Source organism: Dermabacter sp. HFH0086, assembly GCF_000413375.1.
Taxonomy (GTDB): domain Bacteria; phylum Actinomycetota; class Actinomycetes; order Actinomycetales; family Dermabacteraceae; genus Dermabacter; species Dermabacter hominis.
Genome location: NZ_KE340308.1, coordinates 1,780,140 through 1,802,834 on the forward strand (window position 1 = coordinate 1,780,140; position 22,695 = coordinate 1,802,834).

Annotated in this window: 20 protein-coding genes and 1 other RNA gene; 11 read left to right on the top strand and 10 right to left on the bottom strand. The window is 62.3% G+C overall.

Annotation, left to right across the window (positions count from 1 at the left end; genetic code table 11):
* The first annotated feature begins 341 nt into the window (after window positions 1–341).
* From HMPREF1484_RS07840 to HMPREF1484_RS07855, 4 genes are read left to right on the top strand one after another with little or no spacing between them, the layout of a single operon-like run.
* A complete protein-coding gene (locus HMPREF1484_RS07840; protein ID WP_016664503.1) occupies window positions 342–1,634 on the top strand; it encodes an aminotransferase class V-fold PLP-dependent enzyme in 1,293 nt (430 codons plus the stop codon).
* Entirely contained in the window at window positions 1,631–2,095 is a 465-nt protein-coding gene (gene sufU, locus HMPREF1484_RS07845) for a Fe-S cluster assembly sulfur transfer protein SufU (protein ID WP_016664504.1), read from the top strand. The genes HMPREF1484_RS07840 and sufU overlap by 4 nt, the downstream gene beginning before the upstream one ends.
* Before the next feature lie 34 nt (window positions 2,096–2,129).
* Window positions 2,130–2,957, top strand: a complete 828-nt coding sequence (locus HMPREF1484_RS07850; RefSeq protein ID WP_016664505.1) for a Nif3-like dinuclear metal center hexameric protein — start codon at window positions 2,130–2,132, stop codon at window positions 2,955–2,957.
* Entirely contained in the window at window positions 2,954–4,000 is a 1,047-nt protein-coding gene (locus tag HMPREF1484_RS07855) for a S66 peptidase family protein (protein WP_016664506.1), read from the top strand. Before HMPREF1484_RS07850 ends, HMPREF1484_RS07855 begins: the two co-directional genes overlap by 4 nt.
* Before the next feature lie 3 nt (window positions 4,001–4,003).
* Here the strand turns inward: HMPREF1484_RS07855 and yaaA are convergent, their stop codons facing one another.
* The gene (gene yaaA / locus HMPREF1484_RS07860; RefSeq protein ID WP_016664507.1) at window positions 4,004–4,774 is read right to left on the bottom strand and encodes a peroxide stress protein YaaA; all 771 of its coding nucleotides are present in this window, start codon (window positions 4,772–4,774) and stop codon (window positions 4,004–4,006) included.
* 49 nt (window positions 4,775–4,823) lie between these two features.
* On the opposite strand from yaaA, the gene rnpB reads away from it, so the two are divergent.
* An RNA gene (gene rnpB / locus HMPREF1484_RS11085) (RNase P RNA component class A) lies at window positions 4,824–5,158 on the top strand.
* Window positions 5,159–5,187: 29 nt separating this feature from the next.
* Here rnpB and ppgK read toward each other — a convergent pair.
* Window positions 5,188–6,012 (bottom strand): polyphosphate--glucose phosphotransferase, encoded by an 825-nt coding sequence (ppgK, locus tag HMPREF1484_RS07865; RefSeq protein WP_016664508.1) that lies wholly within the window; start codon window positions 6,010–6,012, stop codon window positions 5,188–5,190.
* Between the two features lie 41 nt (window positions 6,013–6,053).
* The gene (gene map / locus HMPREF1484_RS07870) at window positions 6,054–6,959 is read right to left on the bottom strand and encodes a type I methionyl aminopeptidase (RefSeq protein WP_016664509.1); all 906 of its coding nucleotides are present in this window, start codon (window positions 6,957–6,959) and stop codon (window positions 6,054–6,056) included.
* Window positions 6,960–7,011: 52 nt separating this feature from the next.
* Between map and HMPREF1484_RS07875 the strand changes: the two genes are divergently transcribed.
* On the top strand, window positions 7,012–7,224 hold the full coding sequence (locus HMPREF1484_RS07875; protein ID WP_016664510.1) for a hypothetical protein: 213 nt from the start codon (window positions 7,012–7,014) through the stop codon (window positions 7,222–7,224).
* Window positions 7,225–7,237: 13 nt separating this feature from the next.
* On the opposite strand, the gene panB is transcribed toward HMPREF1484_RS07875, so the two are convergent.
* On the bottom strand, window positions 7,238–8,050 hold the full coding sequence (gene panB, locus HMPREF1484_RS07880) for a 3-methyl-2-oxobutanoate hydroxymethyltransferase (protein WP_016664511.1): 813 nt from the start codon (window positions 8,048–8,050) through the stop codon (window positions 7,238–7,240).
* A gap of 103 nt (window positions 8,051–8,153) precedes the next feature.
* Here panB and HMPREF1484_RS07885 point away from each other — a divergent pair, with 103 nt between their 5' ends.
* Genes HMPREF1484_RS07885 through HMPREF1484_RS07895 form a run of 3 tightly spaced genes read left to right on the top strand, consistent with a single transcriptional unit; the run spans window position 8,154 to window position 13,377 of the window.
* Window positions 8,154–9,485: a glutamine synthetase family protein gene (locus HMPREF1484_RS07885; RefSeq protein WP_040386537.1), complete on the top strand. Its 1,332-nt coding sequence runs from the start codon at window positions 8,154–8,156 to the stop codon at window positions 9,483–9,485.
* Between the two features lie 7 nt (window positions 9,486–9,492).
* Window positions 9,493–12,465, top strand: coding sequence for a bifunctional [glutamine synthetase] adenylyltransferase/[glutamine synthetase]-adenylyl-L-tyrosine phosphorylase (locus tag HMPREF1484_RS07890; RefSeq protein WP_016664513.1), 2,973 nt, complete (start codon window positions 9,493–9,495; stop codon window positions 12,463–12,465).
* A 12-nt stretch (window positions 12,466–12,477) separates the two neighbouring features.
* Window positions 12,478–13,377: a hypothetical protein gene (locus tag HMPREF1484_RS07895; protein ID WP_034373094.1), complete on the top strand. Its 900-nt coding sequence runs from the start codon at window positions 12,478–12,480 to the stop codon at window positions 13,375–13,377.
* A gap of 27 nt (window positions 13,378–13,404) precedes the next feature.
* On the opposite strand, the gene glnA is transcribed toward HMPREF1484_RS07895, so the two are convergent.
* A complete protein-coding gene (gene glnA, locus HMPREF1484_RS07900) occupies window positions 13,405–14,829 on the bottom strand; it encodes a type I glutamate--ammonia ligase (RefSeq protein WP_016664515.1) in 1,425 nt (474 codons plus the stop codon).
* Window positions 14,830–14,943: 114 nt separating this feature from the next.
* Here glnA and HMPREF1484_RS07905 point away from each other — a divergent pair, with 114 nt between their 5' ends.
* A complete protein-coding gene (locus HMPREF1484_RS07905; RefSeq protein WP_016664516.1) occupies window positions 14,944–15,375 on the top strand; it encodes an RDD family protein in 432 nt (143 codons plus the stop codon).
* Between the two features lie 71 nt (window positions 15,376–15,446).
* On the opposite strand, the gene HMPREF1484_RS07910 is transcribed toward HMPREF1484_RS07905, so the two are convergent.
* The 3 genes from HMPREF1484_RS07910 to lipB form a co-directional block, all read right to left on the bottom strand.
* A complete protein-coding gene (locus tag HMPREF1484_RS07910) occupies window positions 15,447–16,160 on the bottom strand; it encodes a DUF4191 domain-containing protein (RefSeq protein WP_016664517.1) in 714 nt (237 codons plus the stop codon).
* Window positions 16,161–16,227: 67 nt separating this feature from the next.
* Window positions 16,228–17,289 (bottom strand): lipoyl synthase, encoded by a 1,062-nt coding sequence (gene lipA / locus HMPREF1484_RS07915; protein WP_016664518.1) that lies wholly within the window; start codon window positions 17,287–17,289, stop codon window positions 16,228–16,230.
* Between the two features lie 96 nt (window positions 17,290–17,385).
* Entirely contained in the window at window positions 17,386–18,075 is a 690-nt protein-coding gene (lipB, locus tag HMPREF1484_RS07920) for a lipoyl(octanoyl) transferase LipB (protein WP_040386960.1), read from the bottom strand.
* Between the two features lie 130 nt (window positions 18,076–18,205).
* On the opposite strand from lipB, the gene HMPREF1484_RS10980 reads away from it, so the two are divergent.
* A complete protein-coding gene (locus HMPREF1484_RS10980) occupies window positions 18,206–19,432 on the top strand; it encodes a hypothetical protein (RefSeq protein WP_051120650.1) in 1,227 nt (408 codons plus the stop codon).
* A gap of 58 nt (window positions 19,433–19,490) precedes the next feature.
* Here the strand turns inward: HMPREF1484_RS10980 and sucB are convergent, their stop codons facing one another.
* Both sucB and lpdA read right to left on the bottom strand, forming a co-directional pair.
* Window positions 19,491–21,149: a 2-oxoglutarate dehydrogenase, E2 component, dihydrolipoamide succinyltransferase gene (sucB, locus tag HMPREF1484_RS07930; protein ID WP_016664521.1), complete on the bottom strand. Its 1,659-nt coding sequence runs from the start codon at window positions 21,147–21,149 to the stop codon at window positions 19,491–19,493.
* A gap of 18 nt (window positions 21,150–21,167) precedes the next feature.
* Window positions 21,168–22,577, bottom strand: a complete 1,410-nt coding sequence (lpdA, locus tag HMPREF1484_RS07935) for a dihydrolipoyl dehydrogenase (RefSeq protein ID WP_016664522.1) — start codon at window positions 22,575–22,577, stop codon at window positions 21,168–21,170.
* Window positions 22,578–22,695: the final 118 nt, after the last annotated feature.

The following is a 22,695-nucleotide window of genomic DNA, read 5'->3' on the forward strand; positions in this document are numbered from 1 at the left end:
CGCGCGACTGCGGATCGTTCGGTGCAGTGATCTCATGGAACCCACCGGTGGGGCGAGTTTCTACAAGCTTTCTGCTAGGTCCACCATCGCCACCCTCACTCTTCGCGAAGAGTGAGGGTGTTGTGACGTTGTGTTCTGGTTGCTCAGTCGCGGTGAGCGCACGCCGTGTCGACAATGCGGGCGCAGCCCTTGTATCTTCGCTCCGGACGAAGGGCGGGGCCCGTGGCCCGAACGGCTCGTGTGAGGCTCTGGCATATTCCCCACAGATTTGCGCTTTCGGTTTTGCAAAATTCCTATACTGGAGGTCGCACGCTCGAACGGTCGACAAGGAGCATTCATCCATGACACCTGAAGTGTCCGCGCAGCATCCCGGACTCGACGTCGAGGCTATCCGCCGCGACTTCCCGATTCTCCATCAGAACCTCGCGGATGAAAGACCGCTGGTGTATCTGGACTCGGGGGCGACGAGTCAGCGCCCCCAGAGCGTGATCGATGCTGAAGTCGCGTTTCTCACGGCAAGCAACGCGGCGGTTAAACGCGGCGCCCACCAGCTCGCGGAGGCGGCAACGGATCGTTACGAGGGGGCGCGCGAATCCATCGCTAGTTTTATTGGTGCGACGGACCCTCGGGAACTCGTCTTCACTAAGAATGCGACCGAGGCACTCAACCTCGTGGCGTATGCACTCGGTAACGCAGACTCGTCAACGCCGGAACACCTACGCGTGCACGAAGGCGATGAAATTCTCGTCACCGAGATGGAGCACCATTCGAACCTCGTCCCCTGGCAGGAGCTTGCCCGTCGCACGGGAGCGACGCTACGCTACATCCCCCTGACGGACGATTTCGAGCTCGACCTCACCGATTTAGATTCGCTGCTGAACGAACGCACGAAGGTTTTCGCCTTCGCACATCAATCCAATGTGCTCGGCACGATCAATCCGGTTCCCACTCTCGTGGCGCGTGCCCGCGATGTCGGTGCCCTTACAGTGCTCGACGCATGCCAATCCACACCTCACATGCCGATCGATGTCGCGGAGCTCGGCGTCGACTTTCTCGCGTTCTCGGGGCACAAGATGCTCGGGCCCACGGGCATCGGCGCACTGTGGGGGCGCTACGAACTGCTCGCCGAGCTCCCACCCTTCTTGCTCGGAGGGTCCATGATCGAAGTTGTCCACATGGATCACACGACGTTTGCGGAGCCTCCGGCCCGTTTTGAGGCGGGAACCCCGATGATCTCCCAGGCCATTGGGCTTGAGGCGGCCGTCGGATACCTCCGGAACCTGGGCATGGCGAACGTTGCCGCCCACGAAGCTGACCTGACCGCGAGGGCCCTCGACAACCTCTCACAGATCGACGGCGTACGGATTATCGGCAAGGGGCCGAGCACCGGACGCGTGGGTGCTGTTGCCTTTAGCGTCGAGGGGCGGCACCCGCACGACATCGGCCACGTTCTCGATTCCCTCGGGGTAGAAGTACGCGTGGGGCATCATTGCGCGTGGCCGCTTCATCGTCGATATGGTGTTCACGGAACGACGCGCGCAAGTTTCAGCGTGTACAACACACTCGACGAAGTTGACCGCCTCGCCTCTGCACTCGAGGAAGCCATCTCGTTTTTCAAAGGATTTGATCGATGAACCTCAATGCGATGTACTCCGAGCTCATTTTCGAGCACGACAAACGCCCCCAGAATTTTGGGCTTCGCGAGCCGTTCCAATCCGAAGTTCACCACGTCAACCCGACGTGTGGGGACGAGATCACGCTGCGCCTCCAGCTTGATGGCGACGCGGACAACCCGACGATCACGGATCTGTCCTATGACGCGACGGGGTGCGCCATGAGCCGCGCCTCCGCCTCCATCATGAGCGATCTGCTCATCGGCGAGAGCCTCCAGGATGCACAGAAGACGTTTGACCACTTCGACGAGGTCATGCACTCTCGCGGCAAAAACGAAGGCGACGAAGACATCATTGGTGATGGGATCGCACTCGTGGGCGCAGCAAAGTTTCCCGGCCGCGTGAAGTGCGTACTCATGCCGTGGAAGGCCTATCAGGCGGCCCTCGCCGAAGCTCAAGCCGCGCGTGGATCGCAATCCTGACTCTCGTTCACCGACAACCGCCGAGGTACAACCCATGACGACCATCGACCGCGTGACCGCTCTGCTCGAAAGCCTCTACCCGCTCCAATGGGCGGAAGAGTGGGACCGCGTGGGCCTCGTGCTCGGGGACCCCACCTGGGAGGTCCAGCGGATACGCCTCGCGGTGGATCCGACGGTTGCCGAGGCTCGCGAGGCTGCGAAGCGTGAAGGAACGCTCCTCATCACGCACCACCCGTTGCTGCTACGGGGCGCGAGCTTTCTGCCGGCAACGACGGGTAAGGGGGCGGTGGCGACCGAAATCCTCCGCTCGCGCGGAGGGCTGTGGTGCGGGCACACCAATAGCGACCGTTCGCAAAACGGCACCGTCGGGGCATGGCTTGAGCTGCTGGGCCTTTCCGATGCCAGGGCGCTTGAGCCGGGTAAGCCCGCGGACGATGAGTCCTTCTTTGGCCTAGGTGCCGTGGGAGAGTGTGCCGAGCCTTCGACGGTCGGTGACGTGGCCCGGCTTATCGCGAAGAGCGTGCCCGCCACTGCTCAAGGGGTCCTATTTACCGGCGAAGCGGATCGCGAGGTGCGCCGTATTGCGGTGTGCCCGGGCGCCGGGGACTCTTTTCTTGAGGCCGCAACGAACGCGGGGGTGGATCTTTACATCACATCGGATCTTCGCCACCACCCCGCCCTAGAGCACCTCGAATCGCGTGCGGATCACTCTCGCGTGCCCGCGCTCATCGACCTTCCGCACTACGCGAGTGAATACCTCTATCTGCCGCGTCTCGCCTCGATTGTGTGCGAAGAATTCCCCGATCTTGAGGTCGAGGTCTCAACTCTCTCAAGCGATCCCTTCACGGAGGCAGTGAGATGAAACGCCTTGTCAAGCCCACGCCGGTCCACGAGGGCGACAAGGTTGCCGTACTCTCGCCCGCGTGGGCGGCTCCCGCGTACTTTCCCGCGATCCACGAGCAGGCGATGAGACGGCTCGAAGAGATCTTCGGGCTCGAGGTCGTCGAATACCCCACGACCCGTGCACTTGGCGCGAGCCCCGAGGAACGTGCCCGCGACGTGAACGCCGCTTTCGCTGATCCCGAGATCCGGGCGCTTATCTCGACTATTGGCGGTAACGATCAGATCCGTATTCTTCGTTACCTCGACCCAGAACTTCCCGTCGCTGATCCAAAGCCGTTCTTCGGTTATAGCGATAACACCAATCTCCACTCGTGGCTTTTCGCGCACGGGCTTGCAAGCTTCTATGGCGGCTCGACCATGGTCCATCTCGGGAGTGGTCCGACGGTGGATTCCGAACATGTCACCTCACTTCGCGCGGCGCTCTTTGGTGAAGGGGACCTGACCTACACTCTTCCCGCCGATAGCCAAGATTACGGGTTCGATTGGAGCGAAGAGCGCGCCCTCACGGAAGCCTCGCCTCGCGAGGCCGCAGTTCCTCTCGAGTTCTACGGATCACGAACGCGCGTGCGCGGTCGCACATGGGGTGGATGCCTCGAGGTGCTCGACCAACTCGCGTGGGCGGACCGTCTGCCCGACCCGGCCGAACTCGAGGGCGCAATACTCGTGTGTGAAACATCGGAAATGCTCCCGAGCCCCGACCTCGTGGGCCGCTGGATCCGTGGAATGGGGGAGCGCGGCTACCTCGAAGCCGCCGCCGGGATGCTCGTCGCGCGGCCCGTCGTCGACGACCGGGACAATCCCGCCCCCGAGAATGTGCGCGCGGCTCGCCGTGCGGCGCAGCGTGACTACGTGCTCGCCGAACTTTCGCGATACGCGCCGGGTCTTCCCGTGTGTTTCGGCGTTCCTTTCGGACACACGCGCCCGCAGTACGTTATCCCTTACGGTGGGGAGGTCACCATCGATACGGGCCGGGAAGAGGTCGTAGGCCACTACGGGCAGTGAACGTCAGCGGCGCTCCCAATCGTCGATCACGGTGAGTGTCCGCCGAGTTTTGCCATCGGTGATCTCGAAATCCAGTGCATCGCCGAGGGCGGAGGTGAGCACGTCGAGGACGCCCTCAGCTGTTGTCGCAGCCTCTGGCGCCGCGCAAAGAGCACGCGCAACGAGGCCTCGGTAACGCTTAGCGTCGTGGCTGATCACCTGGCGCGTGCCCTCGCGCACCGCCACCGGGGACACCTCGAAAACCTGCGCGCCCTTAAGCGGCATCATCGAGCGATACGCACCAGAGCGGCAATCGATCACGATCTCGCCGCTACGCTCGATTGCTGCGCCAATGTCTTTGAGATGTCGCTTCCACCATGTCGAGACCTTTCCAAGTCCCAACACTTCGCTTCCCGCTGAAAGACGATAGGCGGGGATGAGGTCCTCGGTGCAGTCGACCACCCCAAAGAGTGCGGACTGGACGAGAAGCCGGCAGCCGTCGGACACGGAGACCGTGCCGAGGGCATCGTAGAGAACTCCCGAATACACCTCGAGTGGCGGTGCGACCGGTTCCCGCTCGAGGTGGGCCATGCGCTCGCGCAGCTCCGGTTGAGTAGTCGGGATTTTGAGTGCGCTCATCGCGGTGTCGCTCTCGGCAGTGAGCTTTGCCGCGCGCAGCATGTCCTCACGTGCTTCACGTAGTTCACCCCACGACATCGAGGCGAGATCGAGACTCGGTGCTTCGAGGGCGGTAGGGCGAGTTTTCGTTTCCGACGGTGGTAAGAGAATTAACATCTCGCGCGTGCTCCTGTTGGTCGGGCGTGGAGTAAAGTTGAGGACTGGACCAGTCAGCTGGACAGTCGCGAGGTATTGCCTCGAGGAAAGTCCGGGCTCCCCCTGGCACGGTGGTGGGTAACACCCACCCGGAGTGATCCGCGGGCCAGTGCCACAGAAAGCAAACCGCCTGCTATGCAGGTAAGGGTGAAAGGGTGGTGTAAGAGACCACCGCGGCGCCAGCGATGGTGCCGGCACGGTAAACCCCACCGGGAGCAAGGTCATGCAGGAGGCGCCAAGGCTGCCAGGCCGAGTCTCCGGGTAGGCCGCTCGAGGTCGTCGGTAACGGCGATCCTAGATAGATGACTGTTGAAACAGAACCCGGCTTATAGGCTGGCTGGTCCGCGCCTTAGGGGCCCCCGATGCCCTTCGCCTCAGGCCTCTTCGACCGACTCAGCAGCGAGTTCCGCCGCCGATTCGTTCTTCTTGTCTTTTTTCACTTCGAGCTTACGCTCGGCGTGAGCAAGTGCGGCCGCACCGATGATGCCTGCTTCGTTGCGGAGTTTCGCGGGCACGATATCGGTTTTGAGATCGAGGAAGTGAAGGTACTTCTTCGCGTCTTTCGACACGCCACCGCCCACGATGAACAAATCGGGGGAGAAAAGGAACTCAACGTGGCCGTAGAACTTTTGCAGACGCTCCTTGGCCCATTCCTCGTAGCTGATGCCGGCCTTCTCGAAAACCGAACTCGCGGCGAACTTCTCAAAGCTCTTTCCCTCGTACGTGAGGTGGCCGAGTTCCGAATTAGGAATGAGCTTGCCGTCCATAAACATTGCCGAGCCGATTCCGGTGCCGAGGGTCGTCATGATGACGAGGCCAGACTTGTTCTTGCCTGCGCCGAACTCCATTTCGGCGATGCCGGCGGCGTCAGCATCGTTGACGACGAAGACCGAGTGGCCCGTGACCTCAGACAGGAGGGTGTCGACATCGGTGCCGATCCACGAATCGTCGACATTTGCCGCAGACTTCGCGACACCGTGCTGAATGATCGCGGGGAAGGTCACGCCCACGGGCATGTCCGCGGGAACATCAAAGGAGTCGATGAGTTCCTTGACCGTTTTCGCGACCGCATCGGGGGTTGCCGGTTGAGGCGTGGGGATGCGCACGCGCTTCTGGGCGAGTTCCCCCTTCTTCAGATTAACGGGCGCACCTTTGATGCCGCTGCCGCCGATATCGATTCCGAATGCTTCCTTGGCCATGGTGAAAGGTTTCTCCTTGCGGGGTGACAATGTCCTTTAGTCTACGCGGAAATCTCAGCGTCCGGATCGGTCAGAATCTCGTAGCCGTCCTCGGTGATGAGGAAGGTGTGCTCGAACTGCGCCGTATAGCCCTTATCGCGTGTCGTGACCGTCCAGCCGTCGTCCCACTGATCCCACTCACGTGAGCCGAGCGTCACCATTGGCTCGACCGTGAAAATCATGTTGGGTTCGATGACATCGTCGTAATGAGGCGCGGAATCGTAGTGAGGGATGATCAGGCCGTTGTGGAAACCCTCGGCGACGCCGTGCCCCGTGAACTCCCGCACCGATTCGTAGCCGAAGCGGCCCACATACTTCTCGATCACGCGGCCCACGACATTGACCTCGCGGCCGATCTTCGCGGCTCGGATCCCGCGGAACATCGCTTCCTCAGTGCGGTCGATGAGATCCGCTGCCTCCGGAGCGATCTCGCCGACGGGGAATGTCGCGTTCGTATCGCCGTGCACGCCATCGAGGTACGCGGTGACATCGACGTTGAGAATGTCGCCCTCTTCCATGACGGTGGAGTCGGGGATGCCGTGGCACACCACTTCGTTGAGGCTCGTGCAGCACGACTTCGGGAAGCTCAAATATCCAAGCGTCGAGGGGTAGGCGCCGTGATCGAGGATGACCTCGTGGACGATGGCATCGATTTCGTCGGTCGTGATCCCCGGTTGTGCTGCCTTGCCCGCTTCTCGCAGCGCGATTGCGGCGATGGCGGAGGCGCGGCGCACGCGCTCGATGATCTCCGGGGTTTGCACGTAGGGGCCGCAATTATCGGATTTCGCTTCGTCTTTGAACGCGTATTCAGGTCGCGCGATCGATGGGGGAACCTGTCGAAGGGGGCCGATGGTTCCCGGTTCAAGCACGGAACGGTTTTCGGGGCGAAGCCAGTGGTCTACAGTCATGGTTACCAGTTTGGCAGGTTCATCTGGATAACGACTAACGAAAGGCCGTGTGATGAGCGAGTTCTATTACAACACCAAGACCTCTGAGATCGAAGAAGGTATGCAGAGCCCGGCGATTGAGCTCATGGGCCCGTACCCGACCCGCGAAGCTGCTCAGCACGCGCTTGAAAGCGCGGCTGAACACAACGAACAGTGGGAGGAAGAAACCGAGGAGTGGAACGAGTACTACCGCGACGACGACGATCAGGACGACGAAGACCGGTAGTGCATCGACCTCACTATTGTTCGAAGGTGTGCTCTGGGGCGGGGAAGCTTTTCGCGCGCACCGCGTCGGCGTATTCTCGCGCCGCCCTTGACAGTTCGGAGCGCAGGTCGGCAAACGCCTTGACGAATCGGGGTTCGAAGCCGCTCAGCCCCGCCATGTCTTGCCACACGAGCACCTGACCATCGCATCCTGCCCCCGCGCCGATGCCGATCGTTGGTACTTCGAGCGTTTCGCTCACGCGTGTCGCGAGTGGAGCCGGCACGAGTTCGAGGACGACGGCGAAGGCGCCCGCCTCTTCGAGAGCAACCGCGTCGGCCAGGAGAGCGTCGGCCCCCTCCCCGCGGCCCTGCACCTTAAATCCACCGAGCTGATTGACTGACTGAGGCGTGAATCCCACGTGCCCGCACACGGGGATTCCCGCGTTGACGAGCGCCTCAACCTGGGGAAGGATTTCACGGCCGCCCTCGAGCTTGACCGCGTGTGCCCCCGCCTGCATGAGTTCGACACCGTGACGCACCGCGTCCTCAACACTCGCTTGGTAGGTCCCAAAAGCGAGGTCGGCAAGGACCAGGGGGCGCGTGCACGAGCGAGCAACGGCCCCTGTAAAGCGCACGATGTCTTCATGCTTGGTGTACACGGTCGAGTCGTACCCGAGCACGGTGTTCCCCGCCGAATCACCCACGAGAAGCACATCGATACCGGCCTCGTCGAAGATACGGGCGCTGAACGTGTCGTAGCTCGTGAGCATCGTGATCGCTCTGCCCTCCTTCTTGAAATCGCGGAGGGTGTGGGTGCGGACCTTGCGCGGTGTGGCGCTCTCGCTCACGGGAATTCCTTTCGTGCGTGTCCAATGCAGCGGGTGCGACCTCAGCGTAGTCGGCGCGGCGGGGGACTTCTGGGGCGTAGCGGGCGTGGGGCACAATTGATGTATGGAACGCCACCAGGATTCAGTGCTCAGGCAGGTCGAGGAACAGGGGATCGATTACATCCGCCTATGGTTCAGTGATGTCGTGGGGCGGCTCAAGTCGATCGTGATTTCCCCCCACGATCTCGACAAAGCCTTTGACGAAGGGATCGGAATTGACGGGAGCGCGATCGAGGGCCTGACCCGCTCCTATGAATCCGACATGCTTTTGCGCCCGGATCCCTCGACCTTTCGGGTCATGGGGGCGCCGCGCGGCGGCGAAGCGGGCGTCATGATCTGTGATGTCTTCACGCCCGATTCCGAGCCGGCAGCTTCGGATCCTCGCCGGGTTCTTCGCGATGCCCTCGCGCGTGCCGAAGCCAAGGGCCTCGAATTCTTTACCCATCCCGAAGTGGAGTTCTACCTGTTCGAACGGGCCTATGAACAGGGGGTTGGCCTTACCCCCGTCGATCAGGGCGGGTATTTTGACTACGTGCAGCGAGTCGACGGTAGTCGGTTTAGACGCGACGCTATGCGAGAGCTCGAGCGCATGAACATTCACGTCGAGTACTCCCACCATGAGGGCGGGCCGGGCCAAAACGAGATTGACCTTCGCTACGCGGACGCACTCACGACCGCAGACAACCTCCTCACGCTTCGCGCCGTCGTGAAAGGCATCGCGCTCAGCGAAGGAAAATTCGCGAGCTTCATGCCGAAGCCCATGATTGAACACCCGGGTAACGGCATGCACACTCACCTGTCCCTTTTTCAAAATGGCACGAACATTTTTCACGAACCGGGCGCCGAGTACGGGTTGTCGCGAACAGCGCGCCACTTCATCGCAGGCTTGCTTGTGCACGCTCGCGAGTACTCGATCCTCACGAACCAGTTCGTCAATTCCTACAAGCGTCTGTGGGGAGAACAAGAAGCCCCGAGCTACATCGTGTGGGGGCACAACAACCGCAGTGCCCTCGTGCGCGTTCCGTTCCATAAGCCTACGAAAGGCACGAGCTCGCGCGTCGAGTTCCGCGGTCTCGATTCGGCCGCCAATCCCTACCTCGCATTCGCGGCGCTTCTAGCCGCGGGCCTCAAGGGCATCGAGGAGGAATATCCGCTGCCAGAGGGGGCAGAAGACACCGTGTGGGAGCTGACCGAACGGGAAAGAAACGCCATGGGCATCGAGCCGCTCCCGTCGGATCTTCTACGCGCGATCGAAAGCTTCGAAACCTCCGAGCTCATGGCTGACGTCCTCGGCGAGCAGGTCTTTGAATACATCCTGCGCGATAAGCGCCGTGAGTGGGAGGGGTACCGCCGCCAGGTCACCGACTCCGAGCTGCGCACGACCTTCGATATTTAGACCACGCATGAGACTCGAGACCGGCGCGATCCAGGCGCTCCAGGCGGGCACAGGCGAAGGAGAATTCAGCCACTTCGATCTGGCGCGGCTCGGTTTCGTCCGCACGGAAAGGAGCGCTGCTCTCCTCGCGAGCGATGCTCTCTCTCGGGTTCCTCCCGCGATTGTGCGCGACATGGGTGCGTCCGCGGACCCGGATGAAGCGCTCCTTGCTCTGATGCGCCTTGCCGAATCTGCAGCGGAAGCCGGCGAAAGCACGCAGTTCGACAGGGTCGTTGCGGATGAAACACTTGGGCGCACGCTCGTGAGGATCCTCGGCAGTTCGGTCGCGCTTGGGGACGCGCTTGCCCGTCACGTGGACGCACTCGAAGAAATCCTCGAGTGTCCGACGCTTGCCGGCCCCACGCGTGAGCGTTTTCGCGAGGTGATGCTCGCCGCCGTCGGCACACGCGCGGATGCTGCCGTGGCCGTGGCGGAAAAGGGGCCCGCGCCGCGTCATGCTTTCCGCCGCGCGTACTATTTTCTCCTCGCTCAAATCGCGGCTCTCGATGTGTGCGCAACCGATCCGTTTGCGCATCAGGAAGAGATCTCGACGCTCCTCAGCGACCTCGCCGACGCGGCCCTCGAGGGGGCGCTCGCCCTTGCTCGCGCGGCAACACCCGAGCACGACAAGGTGCGACTCGCGATCATTGCCATGGGTAAAACTGGCGCGCGCGAGTTGAACTACATCTCAGATGTTGACGTCATGTATGTCGCTGAAGCCGCTCGAGGCGGCGTGAGTCAAGAAGAGGTCACCACTATTGGCAGTGCCCTCGCGCGTGAAGTCGCGCGCGTATGCGCGGAACGCACAGCGGAGGGAAGCCTGTGGCAGATTGACGCCAACCTTAGGCCGGAGGGGCGAGACGGCGAGCTCGTGCGAACGCTCGAATCGTATGCCCAGTACTATCGAAAATGGGCTCATTCGTGGGAGTTCCAGGCGCTTTTGAAAGCCCGCGCATGCGCGGGAGACACCGAACTCGGTGCGGAGTTTGAGCGCCTCACCGCGCCGCTCGTGTGGCAGGCTTCGACGCGTGAGGGTTTTGTTGAGGACACTCGCGCGATGCGCGCCCGCGTGCTTGCCAGGGCTGATGCTGACCGGGATCTCAAGCTTGGGCGCGGGGGACTGCGCGATATTGAGTTCACCATCCAGCTGCTCCAAATGGTGCACGGGCGAACAGACGAGCGAATCCGTGAAGCTGGCACCCTGAGCGCACTGGACGCGCTCACGCGGGGTGGATACGTGGGCCGAGAGCACTCGGTCGAGCTCGCCGATGCCTACCGCTACTTGCGCGTATGCGAGCACAGGCTCCAGCTTTGGCGCCTTCGGCGCACACACATGCTGCCGTCAACCGAGCCCGACGAGCGGCGCCTCGCCCGCGGCATCGGCACGCGGGTGGAGAACCTTCGCGCCGATATCGATGCCGTGCGCAGGCGCGTGCGCCAGCTACACGAGGAGATCTACTACCGCCCGCTCCTCGTGACATCGGCGCGCCTGAGCGATGGCCAGATTGCGCTGAGTCCCAAAGAGCAGCGCGCTCGCCTCGAAGCGATCGGCTACCGAGATCCCAAGCGCGCACTTCACCACATCGATGCGCTCACCAAGGGGCTCAGCCGCGCATCCGCGATTCAAAAACAGCTGCTGCCCGCCTTCCTCGAATGGTTCGCGAACGGTGTCGATCCTGACCTCGGCCTGCTGTCCTTCCGGCGACTTTCGGATACCCTCCGCGAAACGCACTGGTTCCTTGGGATGTTGCGCGACTCCGGCGCAGCCGCCGAGCGTCTTACGCGCATCCTTTCGAGTTCTCGATACGTCGGCGAACAGCTCGTCCTGCATCCCTATGCCGCGCGCTGGCTCGCGAACGATGCTCAACTGACGCCCCTGAGCCGCACACAGCTTTCGGGCGAGCTTGACGCGATCGCGGGGCGCGCGGACAGCGAAGACGACGTGATTGACGCCCTTCGAACCGTGCGCGCGCGAGAAATCGTCCGTATCAGCATCGCGCACCTGTGCGGTCTACTCGACCTGCCGTCGCTAGGGGAGTCTCTGACGACCCTTGCCGAGGCAATCCTCACCTTCACGGTTGAATTCGTGCAACGGGATACAGATGTCGAGCTCTGCGTCGTCGCGATGGGATCGTTCGGCGCTCGTGAAATGGGTTTTTCCTCCGATGCAGACGTCCAGTTCGTGTGCGCGAGAGGCACGGAAGAAGCGATTGCCGCTGCCTCACGCGTGCAGAAAATCCTCAACGCCCCCGCCTCGGGCATCAACATGCGCGTCAACGCCGATCTCCGCCCCGAAGGCCGTTCCGGCCCGCTCGTTCGCACTCTCGCGAGTTTCGACGACTACTACGCCCATCACGCCGAACGGTGGGAAAGCCAAGCACTGCTGCGTGCCCGCGTCATCGCAGGCTCCGAAGACACGAAGGCAGCCGTGACCGCCGTCATGGACCGCGCGAGATACCGCGCGGGAGGTATGGACGATCGCGATCGGCGCGATTTCGCACGGATGAAGGCCCGCATCGAAGGGGAAAGGCTCCCGCGAGGCGTGAAATCGACGCACCACCTCAAACTCGGTCGCGGAGCGACGACCGACGTCGAGTGGAGCGTCCAACGGCTTCTTCTTGAATACGCGGGGGACGACGTAAGCCTCCGAGCCGTCGGAACCCTCGACGCGCTTGCCGCCCTCGAGACCGCCGGGCACCTGAGCAGCGCCGACGCAGAGGCGCTGCGTCGAGCATGGCTCCTCGCATGGGAGCTACGCCGCGCACTCTTTTTGTGGCGGGGGCGTGAAACCGACGCTCTCCCTACCGACCTGGTCGACTTGCGCGCGCTCGCAGCGCTCGTGCACGAACCCGTGGACAACGCCCGCGCAATCGAGGAGAGATACCTCAAAGTCACGCGCCACTCGCGCCAGGTCGCCGAACGCCTGATCTTCGGCGAGTAGCCTGAAGAGGCTATGACCTCACCCGAATTGAGCGCCCAAACCGCACGCGGACGCATGTATCGCATGGAGCCCGGAGGAAAACTCATCCATCCCTCCATCACCACGGTCGCCGGGATGCGCGCAAAAGATCACCTCAACGGATGGTACGCGCGCATGGCCTCGAAGCGCGCCCTCGAGATGTTCTCGTACCTCGACCGCAACCCGTCGCGTGCCTTCGACGAGATTCGCCGCGTCAACCGCAACAGCTGGACCACCCAAAAGCGCATCGCAGAAGCCGCCCCCGACTATACGAAAACGACGGCAGACTTCGGCACCTACGTCCATGCCTTGTGCGAGGCGTGGGAGCGATCGGGCGAGCGCCCCACTGATGCCGACATGCGCGATCTTGCCACCGAGATGCGCAGCGGCGGTGACCTGTTGAGCATGGAGACGAACCTCGGCGAGCTCGTTCGGCGTGCCAACGTGCGCCTCGATGGCTTCGCCGGTTTCCTCGACGATTTCCAACCGGAGTTCATCGAGATCGAACAAACCGTGGTGAACCGCACGGTGGGTTATGCCGGCACGACGGACGCGATCGTCAAAATCGGCAACACCCTCCTCACCGGCGACATCAAAACCTCCAAAAAGGTGCGCGGAGACTACGCGCTGCAGGCAGTCGCGGTCATGAATGCCGAGAACCTCCTCGACAATGACGGAACCCTTCGCGACATGCCAGAGCTTACGGGCGCCTTCATCATCCACCTGCCCGAGTCCGGCGGGTACAGCGCCGTTCCGCTGCGCACGTCACAAGCCGAGTGGGAAACCTTTAAAGCCTTGCGAAAGGCGTGGGACTTCGCGCCAGATGATTGCGCGCTCAGCGAGGCACAGAGTCCAAAAGAACTCTTGCTCACGCTCTTGAACGCCAAGCTTTAGCACGAAGCCCCACGGCGCTTTATCCCCTTACAGGTCGTAGTAGAGCTCGAACTCGTAGGGGTGGGGGCGCAGCCTAAACGGCTCGACCTCAAACTCACGCTTGTACGCGATCCAGGTCTCGATGAGATCCTCCGGGAACACGTCCCCTTCGGTGAGGAAGTCGTGATCGCGTTCGAGCGCGTCAAGCGCCTCCTCGAGCGAAGCGGGAAGAGTCTTGATCTCCGCGTGCTCCTCCGGCGGAAGTTCGTAAAGATCCTTATCAATCGGCTCGGGCGGCTCGATACGGTTCCTGATGCCGTCGATCCCCGCCATGAGCTGAGCCGCAAACGCCAGGTAGGGGTTTGCCGAGGGGTCCGGCGCACGGAACTCAAGGCGCTTCGCCTTCGCCGAACTGCCCGTCACGGGAATGCGGATGGCGGCGGAGCGATTGCGGGCCGAATACACCATGTTGACCGGAGCTTCGAAGCCCGGCACGAGGCGCTTGAAAGAATTGACGGTGGGGTTCGTGAACGCCGTGAGTGCGGGGGAGTGTTCGATCAAGCCACCGATGTACCAACGGGCGAGGTCCGAAAGTCCGCCGTAGCCGCGCTCATCGTAGAAGAGGGGCTCTCCGTTCTTCCACAGTGACTGGTGGCAGTGCATACCCGAACCGTTATCGCCAAAGATCGGTTTCGGCATGAACGTCGCCGTGCGGCCGTTCTCCCACGCAACATTCTTGATGACGTACTTGAACTTCATGACGTCGTCGGCAGCCTGAAGAAGCGTCGAGAATCGATAGTTGATCTCCTGCTGGCCGCCCGTGCCAACCTCGTGGTGGGCGCGCTCGACCTCGAGCCCGACCTCGTCCAGGACACGCACCATTTCGTCGCGTAGATCAGCCATTTGATCCACGGGAGCAACGGGGAAGTACCCGCCCTTCATCGCGGTCTTGTAGCCCTGATTACCGAATTCTTCCTCGCGCCCCGTGTTCCAGGCAGCCTCGTTCGAATCAATCTCGTAAAAAGCGCCTTTGGCTTCGGTCTGGTACCGAACGGAATCGAAAATGTAGAACTCGGCCTCGGCGGCAAAGAAGGCGGTATCGGCGATGCCGGTCGAGCGAAGGTATTCCTCTGCCTTTGCGGCGACCGTTCGCGGGTCACGGCTGTAAGGCTCATCGGTGAACGGGTCAACGATGGCGTAGTTGATGACAAGGGTCTTTTGGTCGCGGAATGGATCGACGTAGGCGGTGCTCAGATCGGGGATGAGCTTCATATCGGACTCGTGGATTGCCTGAAAGCCGCGAATCGACGAGCCGTCGAACAACTGTCCCTCAGCGATCGCCTCTTCGTCGAACGTCTTTGCCGGAACATTGAAGTGCTGCATCACGCCTGGCAGGTCGCAAAAGCGGATGTCGATGAATTTGACGTCCTCTTCCTCGATAAACTTCACGGCTTCGCTGGGATTGCTGAACACGTATCCTCCGTCCGTGCTGGGCGCACGATTGCTATGAGTGTTTTGCGCGTCCTAGTTTACGGCCCCACATTGGACGGTTTGCGCACTGCGGGTGCACGAACGTACGGTTCAGGGATGAATAGCAGCCTCAATAGTGACGAGTCAGTCTCCAGCGCGAGTAAGCCTGACTCTTTCTCGGGTGCGGGTCTTGGCCTGCCAGACCAAGGGTCCGGCTCGCTCGCGCCCATCCCGCTCCGCTTTTTATCCACGTGCATCGATTGGGCTGCCGCGGCGGCGGTGTCGGCCGTTGTTTTTCACTACGACCCGCTCGCCACACTTCTGCTCTTTCTCGCGCAGGTCATTCTCATGCAAACGCTCTTCGGGGCGAGTATCGGGCAGTTTGTCACCTCACTTCGAGTTCTCCCCGTCACCGGGCGCTCACCCATGATCGCCCGTGCCGTCGTGCGCAGTGCGGTCATGCTCAGCATCATCAGTGCTTTCGTCGTGAACGATAATCGGCAGACCCTTCACGATCTCGTTGCAGGTGTCGTTGTCGTGCGTGCATAAACGCTCGTGTTCACATAAAAGTTGCCCCGCAAGTCAAGACTTGCGGGGCGCACGTGTGAATGAGTGCCGCCTTAGCGGCCGCGCATCGCTTTGCGATTCGGGCGCGCGCGCATCGGATCCACGCCCTTCGGGATCGCCTGGCGGACGGGGTTAGGCAGAGCGTGAAGGCGGCGTCCAATTTCGCCCGCCTCAGCCTTCGTGAGCTCGTTCTTCATCCTTGTGAGGTGGCGGTTGAGCTTCGGAAGAGGAACCTCACCCTCGCCGTGGCCAACGAAAACCGCGTGAACGGGCACATTCGGGAACATGCGGTTCATGCGCTTGACTTCTTTCGCCATGAGCTTTCGCGAGCCGCCGCCGGAACCCTCAGACACCAGTGCGATGCCTTTGCGTCCGCTCGCCCGGAAAAGCATCGATCGACTACGCGCATCGAAAGCAGCAGGCTCCTGCTCGACGTTCCACCCACGTGAAATTTGCTGCATCACCGCGATCGAAGCGCCGGGCTGATCCTCGATCTTCGCGTACGTCGCTTTCTGTGCCTTCCGGCCAAGGATGATCATCGCGATGAGAATGCCGAAACCGAGCCCGATGAAGGCGCCGTAGATCGGGTGACCGAAAGCGCCAAACACCAGGGCGAGCACGACGGGGAGCCCCACGATCGAGAGAACCATGAGCGGGGCTGTCGAGCGATCGTACGCCTGTGTCTCCTTGAAGACGTCGATCGTCTGCCGGATGCGGCCGGGCTTTTTCGCCTGAGCGGGGGCGTCGGTCGTATTCTTGCGTGCCATTAATCCTTGTCCTTAACGCGATGCGAGTGATCCGAAGACCACCCCTAAGCATAGCGGGGTTGAGTACCTAGGCGTTCGCCGCAGCCTTGCGCGCAGCGCGCTCCCTGTCACGCTTTTCACGCGCCGCCTGACGCTCCACGACGCTCGTCGCTTCCTGAAGGGCAGGCGCCGAGGAATTGAGGTGAGAAAGTTCCTCGGGGATCTCCCGCCCCAGCTTCTCCATGGCTTGTGCCCACAGGCGGCCGGCGCGATACGACGAGCGCACCATGGGCCCGGCCATGATGCCCGCGAAGCCCATCTCGTAACCGGCCTCGGATAGCTCGAGGAATTCCTGAGGCTTGACCCAGCGGTCGATCGGATGATGAAGCTTGGACGGTCGCAGGTACTGAGTGAGGGTGAGGATATCGCAGCCATGATCGCGAAGGTCCTGCATCGCGGCAAGAATCTCCGCGGTGTCTTCACCCATGCCGAGGATGAGGTTCGACTTGGTGATCATGCCGTTGTCTTTTGCATCGGCGATCACGCCGAGGCTGCGCTCGTAGCGGAAGGCGGGGCGAATCTTTTTGAAGATTCGCGGCACGGTCTCGAGGTTGTGGCCGAACACTTCTGGCTTCGAGTCGTACACCTGTTGCATCGCGCTCGAGTTGCCTTTGATGTCGTCGATGAGCAGCTCGACCCCGGTGCCGGGGCTGATCGCGTGGATCTGGCGGCACGTCTCGGCAAAGAGGCCTGCGGCGCCATCTTCGAGGTCATCGCGTGCCACGCCGGTCACGGTTGCATACTTCAGCCCCATCTCCTTGATGGACGTCGCCACCTTAAACGGCTCGGCGGGGTCGATAGCCTGCGGCTTGCCGCTTGCGATATCGCAAAAATCGCACCGACGCGTGCACGTATCGCCACCGATGAGGAACGTCGCCTCGCGATCCTCCCAACACTCGAAGATGTTGGGGCATCCAGCCTCCTCGCACACCGTGTGCAAACCGCGCGAGTGCACGCGCTTTTTCATGTCGGTGTACTCGGGGCCCATGTTCGCCGTGGTTTTGATCCAGTTGGGCTTGCGTTCGATCGGGGTTTCCGCGTTGCGGGCCTCGACCCTGAGCAGGCGGCGTCCTTGAGGTTCAACTGCCACGTCACACTCTCCTTGCGAATAGGGGTCTCAAGATTCTAGTGGGCATCACTGCCCAGGCCGCACAGCATTGGTGTGATCTCCACGGCCCAGTGGTGTTTAGTTAAGGCCGCGTTCGGCCTCGAGCTCTCTCATGACGTCTTCGACATCGGCAAGAACATCTCGGGGACGCACCGCGCGGCCGCTTTCGACGGAAAGCGATGTCACGCCCGCGTCGTCGATGCCGCAGGGAATAACATTCATCGCCCATGAAAGATCGTTTTCACAGTTCAATGCGAAGCCGTGCATGGTGCAGCGCTTAGCGACCCGCAAACCGATCGCACAGACCTTGCGGTCCATTCCAAGCTCATCGAGCACCCAGACACCGCTACGACCCTCCACGGGCGCGGTTGCAACTCCGGCGCGAGTGCAGACCTCCATGATGGCTTGCTCGATGCCACGCACGAAGCCCACCACATCGATAGGGGCGGGAAGCTTCACGATGGGGTAGCCCACAAGTTGGCCCGGGCCGTGCCAGGTAATCTTTCCGCCTCGATCGACATCGACGACGGGGGCGCCATCGCGTGGACGTTCGATATCGAGGGTGCGGCGACCCGCGGTGTACACGGGTTGGTGTTCGAGGAGGAGAAGCGTGTTGGGGCGCTCGCCCGCAATCACTTCGGCATGAATTTTCTTTTGGACATCCCACGCTGCGTTGTAGTCAACGGGGCCCGGGGGAAGATCAAACTCTTCGTGAGCGGATTCGATCCCGGAATCTTCTGAAAACGCGAGGTGGATGATGTCAAGCACCACCCCATGCTAGTTCGCCAAGGGCCTGCACAAAAGTTTCCTATGAGCGATCGAACGAGTGCCGGCACCGACTTATCCACAATTTCGGATATCCACTGAAAAGGTACCGGAATGGGGCTCGAATAGAGACATGAGCCTTTACCCTTCGCGTCTCAGCGCCATCGTCAGTAACGGTCTGCGTCCCGTGCGCCTCATCCGCAGCGAGGAAGGCCGGCAGGTGTGGCACGCCCGCGATCACAGGGGCCGACGGTTGACGCTCGTCCGTGCCCGCTCAATTCGCGCGCTCAAGAAGGTGCGACAAGAAATCGCGCTGCTTCGCGCGTTGGGCGCCCGCAACACCCCAGCCGTGCCAGCTCTTAAATGGCGCGGTGCCGCGGCCTATGCCATAGCGGAAGGACCGAGCGCTCTCGCCCCGCCGCGAGGCAAACGCGCCGAGCGCGGCTCGATTGCCGGTGCGGGCGCAGGCGAAGCGCAGGCAGCGTCGGATCTCACCGCGCTTTTGTCCACCCTTCACTCGCAGAATCTGGCCTTGGGTCTCCAGGGCGTCCGGGGACTTGAACTTTCGCCAAACGGGCGCGTCGTTGTCACGGATTTTTCACGCGTGACGGACCTTACGCCTGTGAGCAAACGACATGATGAGCAGTGGCGCGAGAGGCTCACAAGCGGAGGTGGAACCTACCGATACGCCCATCGTCGGGCCGGGGGCGTGACCGAAGCTACCTCCTCAAACCCACAAGAGCGGGCTACTTTGCCATCGCGTTCCGAGGCCGCGCGTGCGGATCGCGCTACAAGGGTCGCGCCGCGCTCTCGACACCAAGACGGGCATTCGCGGCGAAGCGGCCGGAACTTTCGACGGCTGTCCTTCGGGCTCGGAGCGATCGCCGTTGTTGCATGCGCCTTACTTGTAGGGGCTACCGCGCCGGCGACGGCGCCCCAATCTTCGGCAACGGCGGCCTCACAACACGCGGTAATGGAGGATCCCGCTAGCGTCATCACGGCTCTCTCCGCCGCGCGCCACCGCTACCTCGTGGGTGCGACGAGCGAAAACACCTCTGCCGCTCCCGGAAGCGAGGCGGAAGCGGACGATGAGAAACTTCGCGCAGCCATCGCACACGCACACGTCGATGGTGGAGACATTCGCATCCTCAACGCCCGGATACTTGAGTGTCGCGATAACAGCGCCCGTGTGCGTGTTCGTGTGATCGACTCGGGCGCCCGCATCATGGGTGCAGGGGAGTCTCGCGAACTGTCCGAAAGCGAGCCCTATGAGCTGGACGTGCAGCTTGAGCGTGTGCGCGGTGCATGGCGTATTTCCTCGACAGTGCCCGTGAGCGACGGCCAGTGGCGCTTTACGTGAAAGCCCGGGCCATACTTTCTTGCGAAAGTATGGCCCGGGCACATTCAGCGTGTCAGGCTTAGAGGCCGAGGTCTCCCTCGAACGCGCCGTCCTCAAGCCGCTTCTTCATCGTCGAGAGGAATCGAGCAGCGTCGCCGCCATCCACGAGGCGGTGATCGTAGCTGAGGAACAGGTACATCATCGAGCGGATCCCGATCGTCTCGTTACCGTCCGCATCCTTCACGACAGCCGGGCGCTTCACGATCGTGCCGCAGCCGAGAATACCCACCTGCGGGTTCGGAACGATCGGCGTGTCGAACAGAGCGCCGCCCGAACCGGTGTTGGTGATCGTGAACGTCGCACCCTGCAGGTCGTCCGGCGTGAGCTTGTTGCCCTTCGCCTTCGCACCGAGCTCGCCGATCTGGCGAGCGAGGCCGGCGAGGTTGAGATCCCCGGCGTTCTTGATCACCGGCACGACGAGTCCGCGTTCGGTGTCCGCGGCCATGCCGATGTTCTCGACGCCGTGGTACTTGATCATGTCGCCCGCGATCTCCGCGTTGAGCTTCGGGTGCGCCTTGAGGGCCTCGACAGCCGCCTGCATGATGAACGGGAGGAACGTGAGCTTCGCACCCTCACGCGCGAGGAAGTCGTTCTTTGCGCGAGCACGCAGGGCAGCGATGCGCGTCATGTCGACCTCGACGGCGGTCGTGAGCTGTGCCTGAGTCTGGAGCGACTCCACCATGCGCGACGCCACAATCTTGCGCAGGCGGCTCATCTTCTCCTCGGTTCCGCGAAGCGGGGAAACCTCGACCTTGGGCGCTTCCTTCTTCGAGGGGGCCGCGGCGGCAGCCGGCGCGGGAGCCTCGGCCTTTGCCTTCGCGTCGATCGCATCCTGCACATCCTGCTTGCGGATGCGGCCACCGATCCCCGAGCCCTTCACCGAAGCGAGATCGATGCCGTTGTCGGCAGCGAGCTTACGCACGATCGGCGTGACATACGCCTGGGAGTTGTTGCTGGAGGAAACCGTCTGCGAGGCGCTCGCCGCTGGGGCGCTGCTCTCTTCGGCCTTGGGGGCTGGCGCATCGCTCGAAGCCGCAGGGGCGGCCGGAGCCGGGGAAGCGTCGGACGGTGCACCCGAACCGATCACGGCAATCGCCGCGCCGACCTCTGCCTCCTCATCTTCCTGCACGAGGATCTTCTGGAGCGTGCCGGCAATGGGGGAGGGCACCTCGGTGTCGATCTTGTCGGTGGACACCTCAAGGAGTGGCTCATCGGCTTCAACCTCGTCGCCCACTTCCTTGAGCCAGCGCACCACGGTGCCCGAATCAACGGACTCACCGAGTGCGGGCATCGTGACTTCCTGCCCGTCGGCCGCACCCGCGGCTTTCGCTGCTTCAGCAGGGCGCTCGCTCTCGCCGGCGGGAGTCTCCTCAGCGGTCGACGGAGCCACCGTCTGGTCCGAGGCGAGGTTGTCGCCATCGCTAGGCGCTTCAGCACCGGAGCCATCGCCCACAACGGCGAGATCAGCGCCGACTTCCGCATCCTCATCTTCGTTCACGAGGATCTTCTCGAGGACACCCGCAACGGGTGAGGGAACCTCGGTGTCGACCTTGTCGGTGGACACCTCAAGGAGGGGCTCATCGACGGCGATCTCCTCGCCGACTTCCTTGAGCCAGCGGACAACGGTGCCCTCGGTGACGGATTCACCGAGCGCGGGCATCTTAACGATTTCAGACATGTTCGTTTCTCCTCGTGATCAGGCGTGGGCGTGAAGCGGCTTGCCAGCGAGAGCGAGTGCGGCCTCGCCCATCGCCTCGTTCTGAGTGGGGTGGGCGTGGATGAGCGAAGCAACATCCTCGGGCTCCGCCTCCCAGTTGACGATGAGCTGCGCTTCGCCGATCTGCTCGGACAAGCGCGCGCCGATCATATGGACACCGACAATCGGGCCGTCCTTTTCGCGCACGAGCTTGATGAAGCCCTGCGTACCGAGAATCTGCGACTTACCATTGCCGCCGAGGTTGTAGTCGTATGTCGCGACATTATCCTCGCCGAACTTCTCCTTGGCCTGCTTCTCGGTGAGACCGACGGAACCGATGTTCGGCTCACAGTAGGTCACGCGCGGGATACCGGATTCGTCGATCGGCTGGGGATTGAGGCCAGCGATCTGCTCGGCCACGAAAATGCCCTGCTGGAAGCCGCGGTGAGCGAGCTGAAGACCAGGCACGATGTCGCCGACGGCGTAGATGCCGGGAACGTTCGTTTCAAGGGTCTCTTTGTTCGCGAGCACGAAGCCTCGGTCCATCTCGATCCCCTGCTCTTCGTAGCCGAGGCCCTTCGTCTGCGGGCCGCGGCCCACGGCGACGAGAAGGTAGTCACCCTCGTAGGTCTTGCCGTTGGCGAGCGTGACCTTGACGCCGGTCTCAGTCTGTTCGGCCTTTTCGAAGAAGACGCCGAGCGAATACGCGATCTTGCGCTTCTTGAAGGCGCGCTCGAGGTTCTTCGAGATGGCCTCGTCTTCGTTTGCAACGAGGTGCGGCAGGCCCTCGATGATCGTGACCGATTCAGCGCCGAGCGACTTCCATACCGACGCGAACTCGACGCCGATCACGCCGCCGCCGAGGATGATGGGGTTCTTCGGGACCTCGGGGAGCTGAAGCGCAACCTCGGAGTCGATGATGCGGCCACCGAGCTCGAGTCCCGGGAGTGTCTTCGAGAAGGAGCCGGAGGCGAGGATGATGTTGTCACCGGTGAGGGTCTGCTTTGAGCCGTCCTCGGCTTCAACTTCGATCGTGTTCGGGCCAGTGAGGCGACCGAAACCGTTCACGAGGGTCGCGCCGGAGGCGCCCACGAGGCCCTGAAGGCCCTTGTAGAGGCGGCCGATGACCTTGTTCTTGAAGTCGAGCATCTTTTCGGTGTTGACCGCGGAGGCAGTCATCTCGATGCCCACGGCCTTAGCTTCGGCCGGCGTATCGGCGATCTCGCCTACGTGAAGCAGGGCCTTGGTGGGCACGCAACCGCGGTGCAGGCACGTGCCGCCGAGCTTGTCTTTTTCGACGAGGGCGACGCTCTTTCCAAGCTGGGTGGCGCGCAGCGCGGCCGCGTAGCCGCCGCTGCCACCTCCCAGAATCACGATGTCGAACTTCTGGTCTGTGGAGGTATCCGCCACGTTCAGCTCCCTAACTGTTGAGGATTGGGGGCATGTCGCCGAAAGTCCCGGCCTCGAACGCTAAGCCAGCCGGTGCGGCATGCACGCCCATTATCGTAAGACACGCCCCTGGATGTCG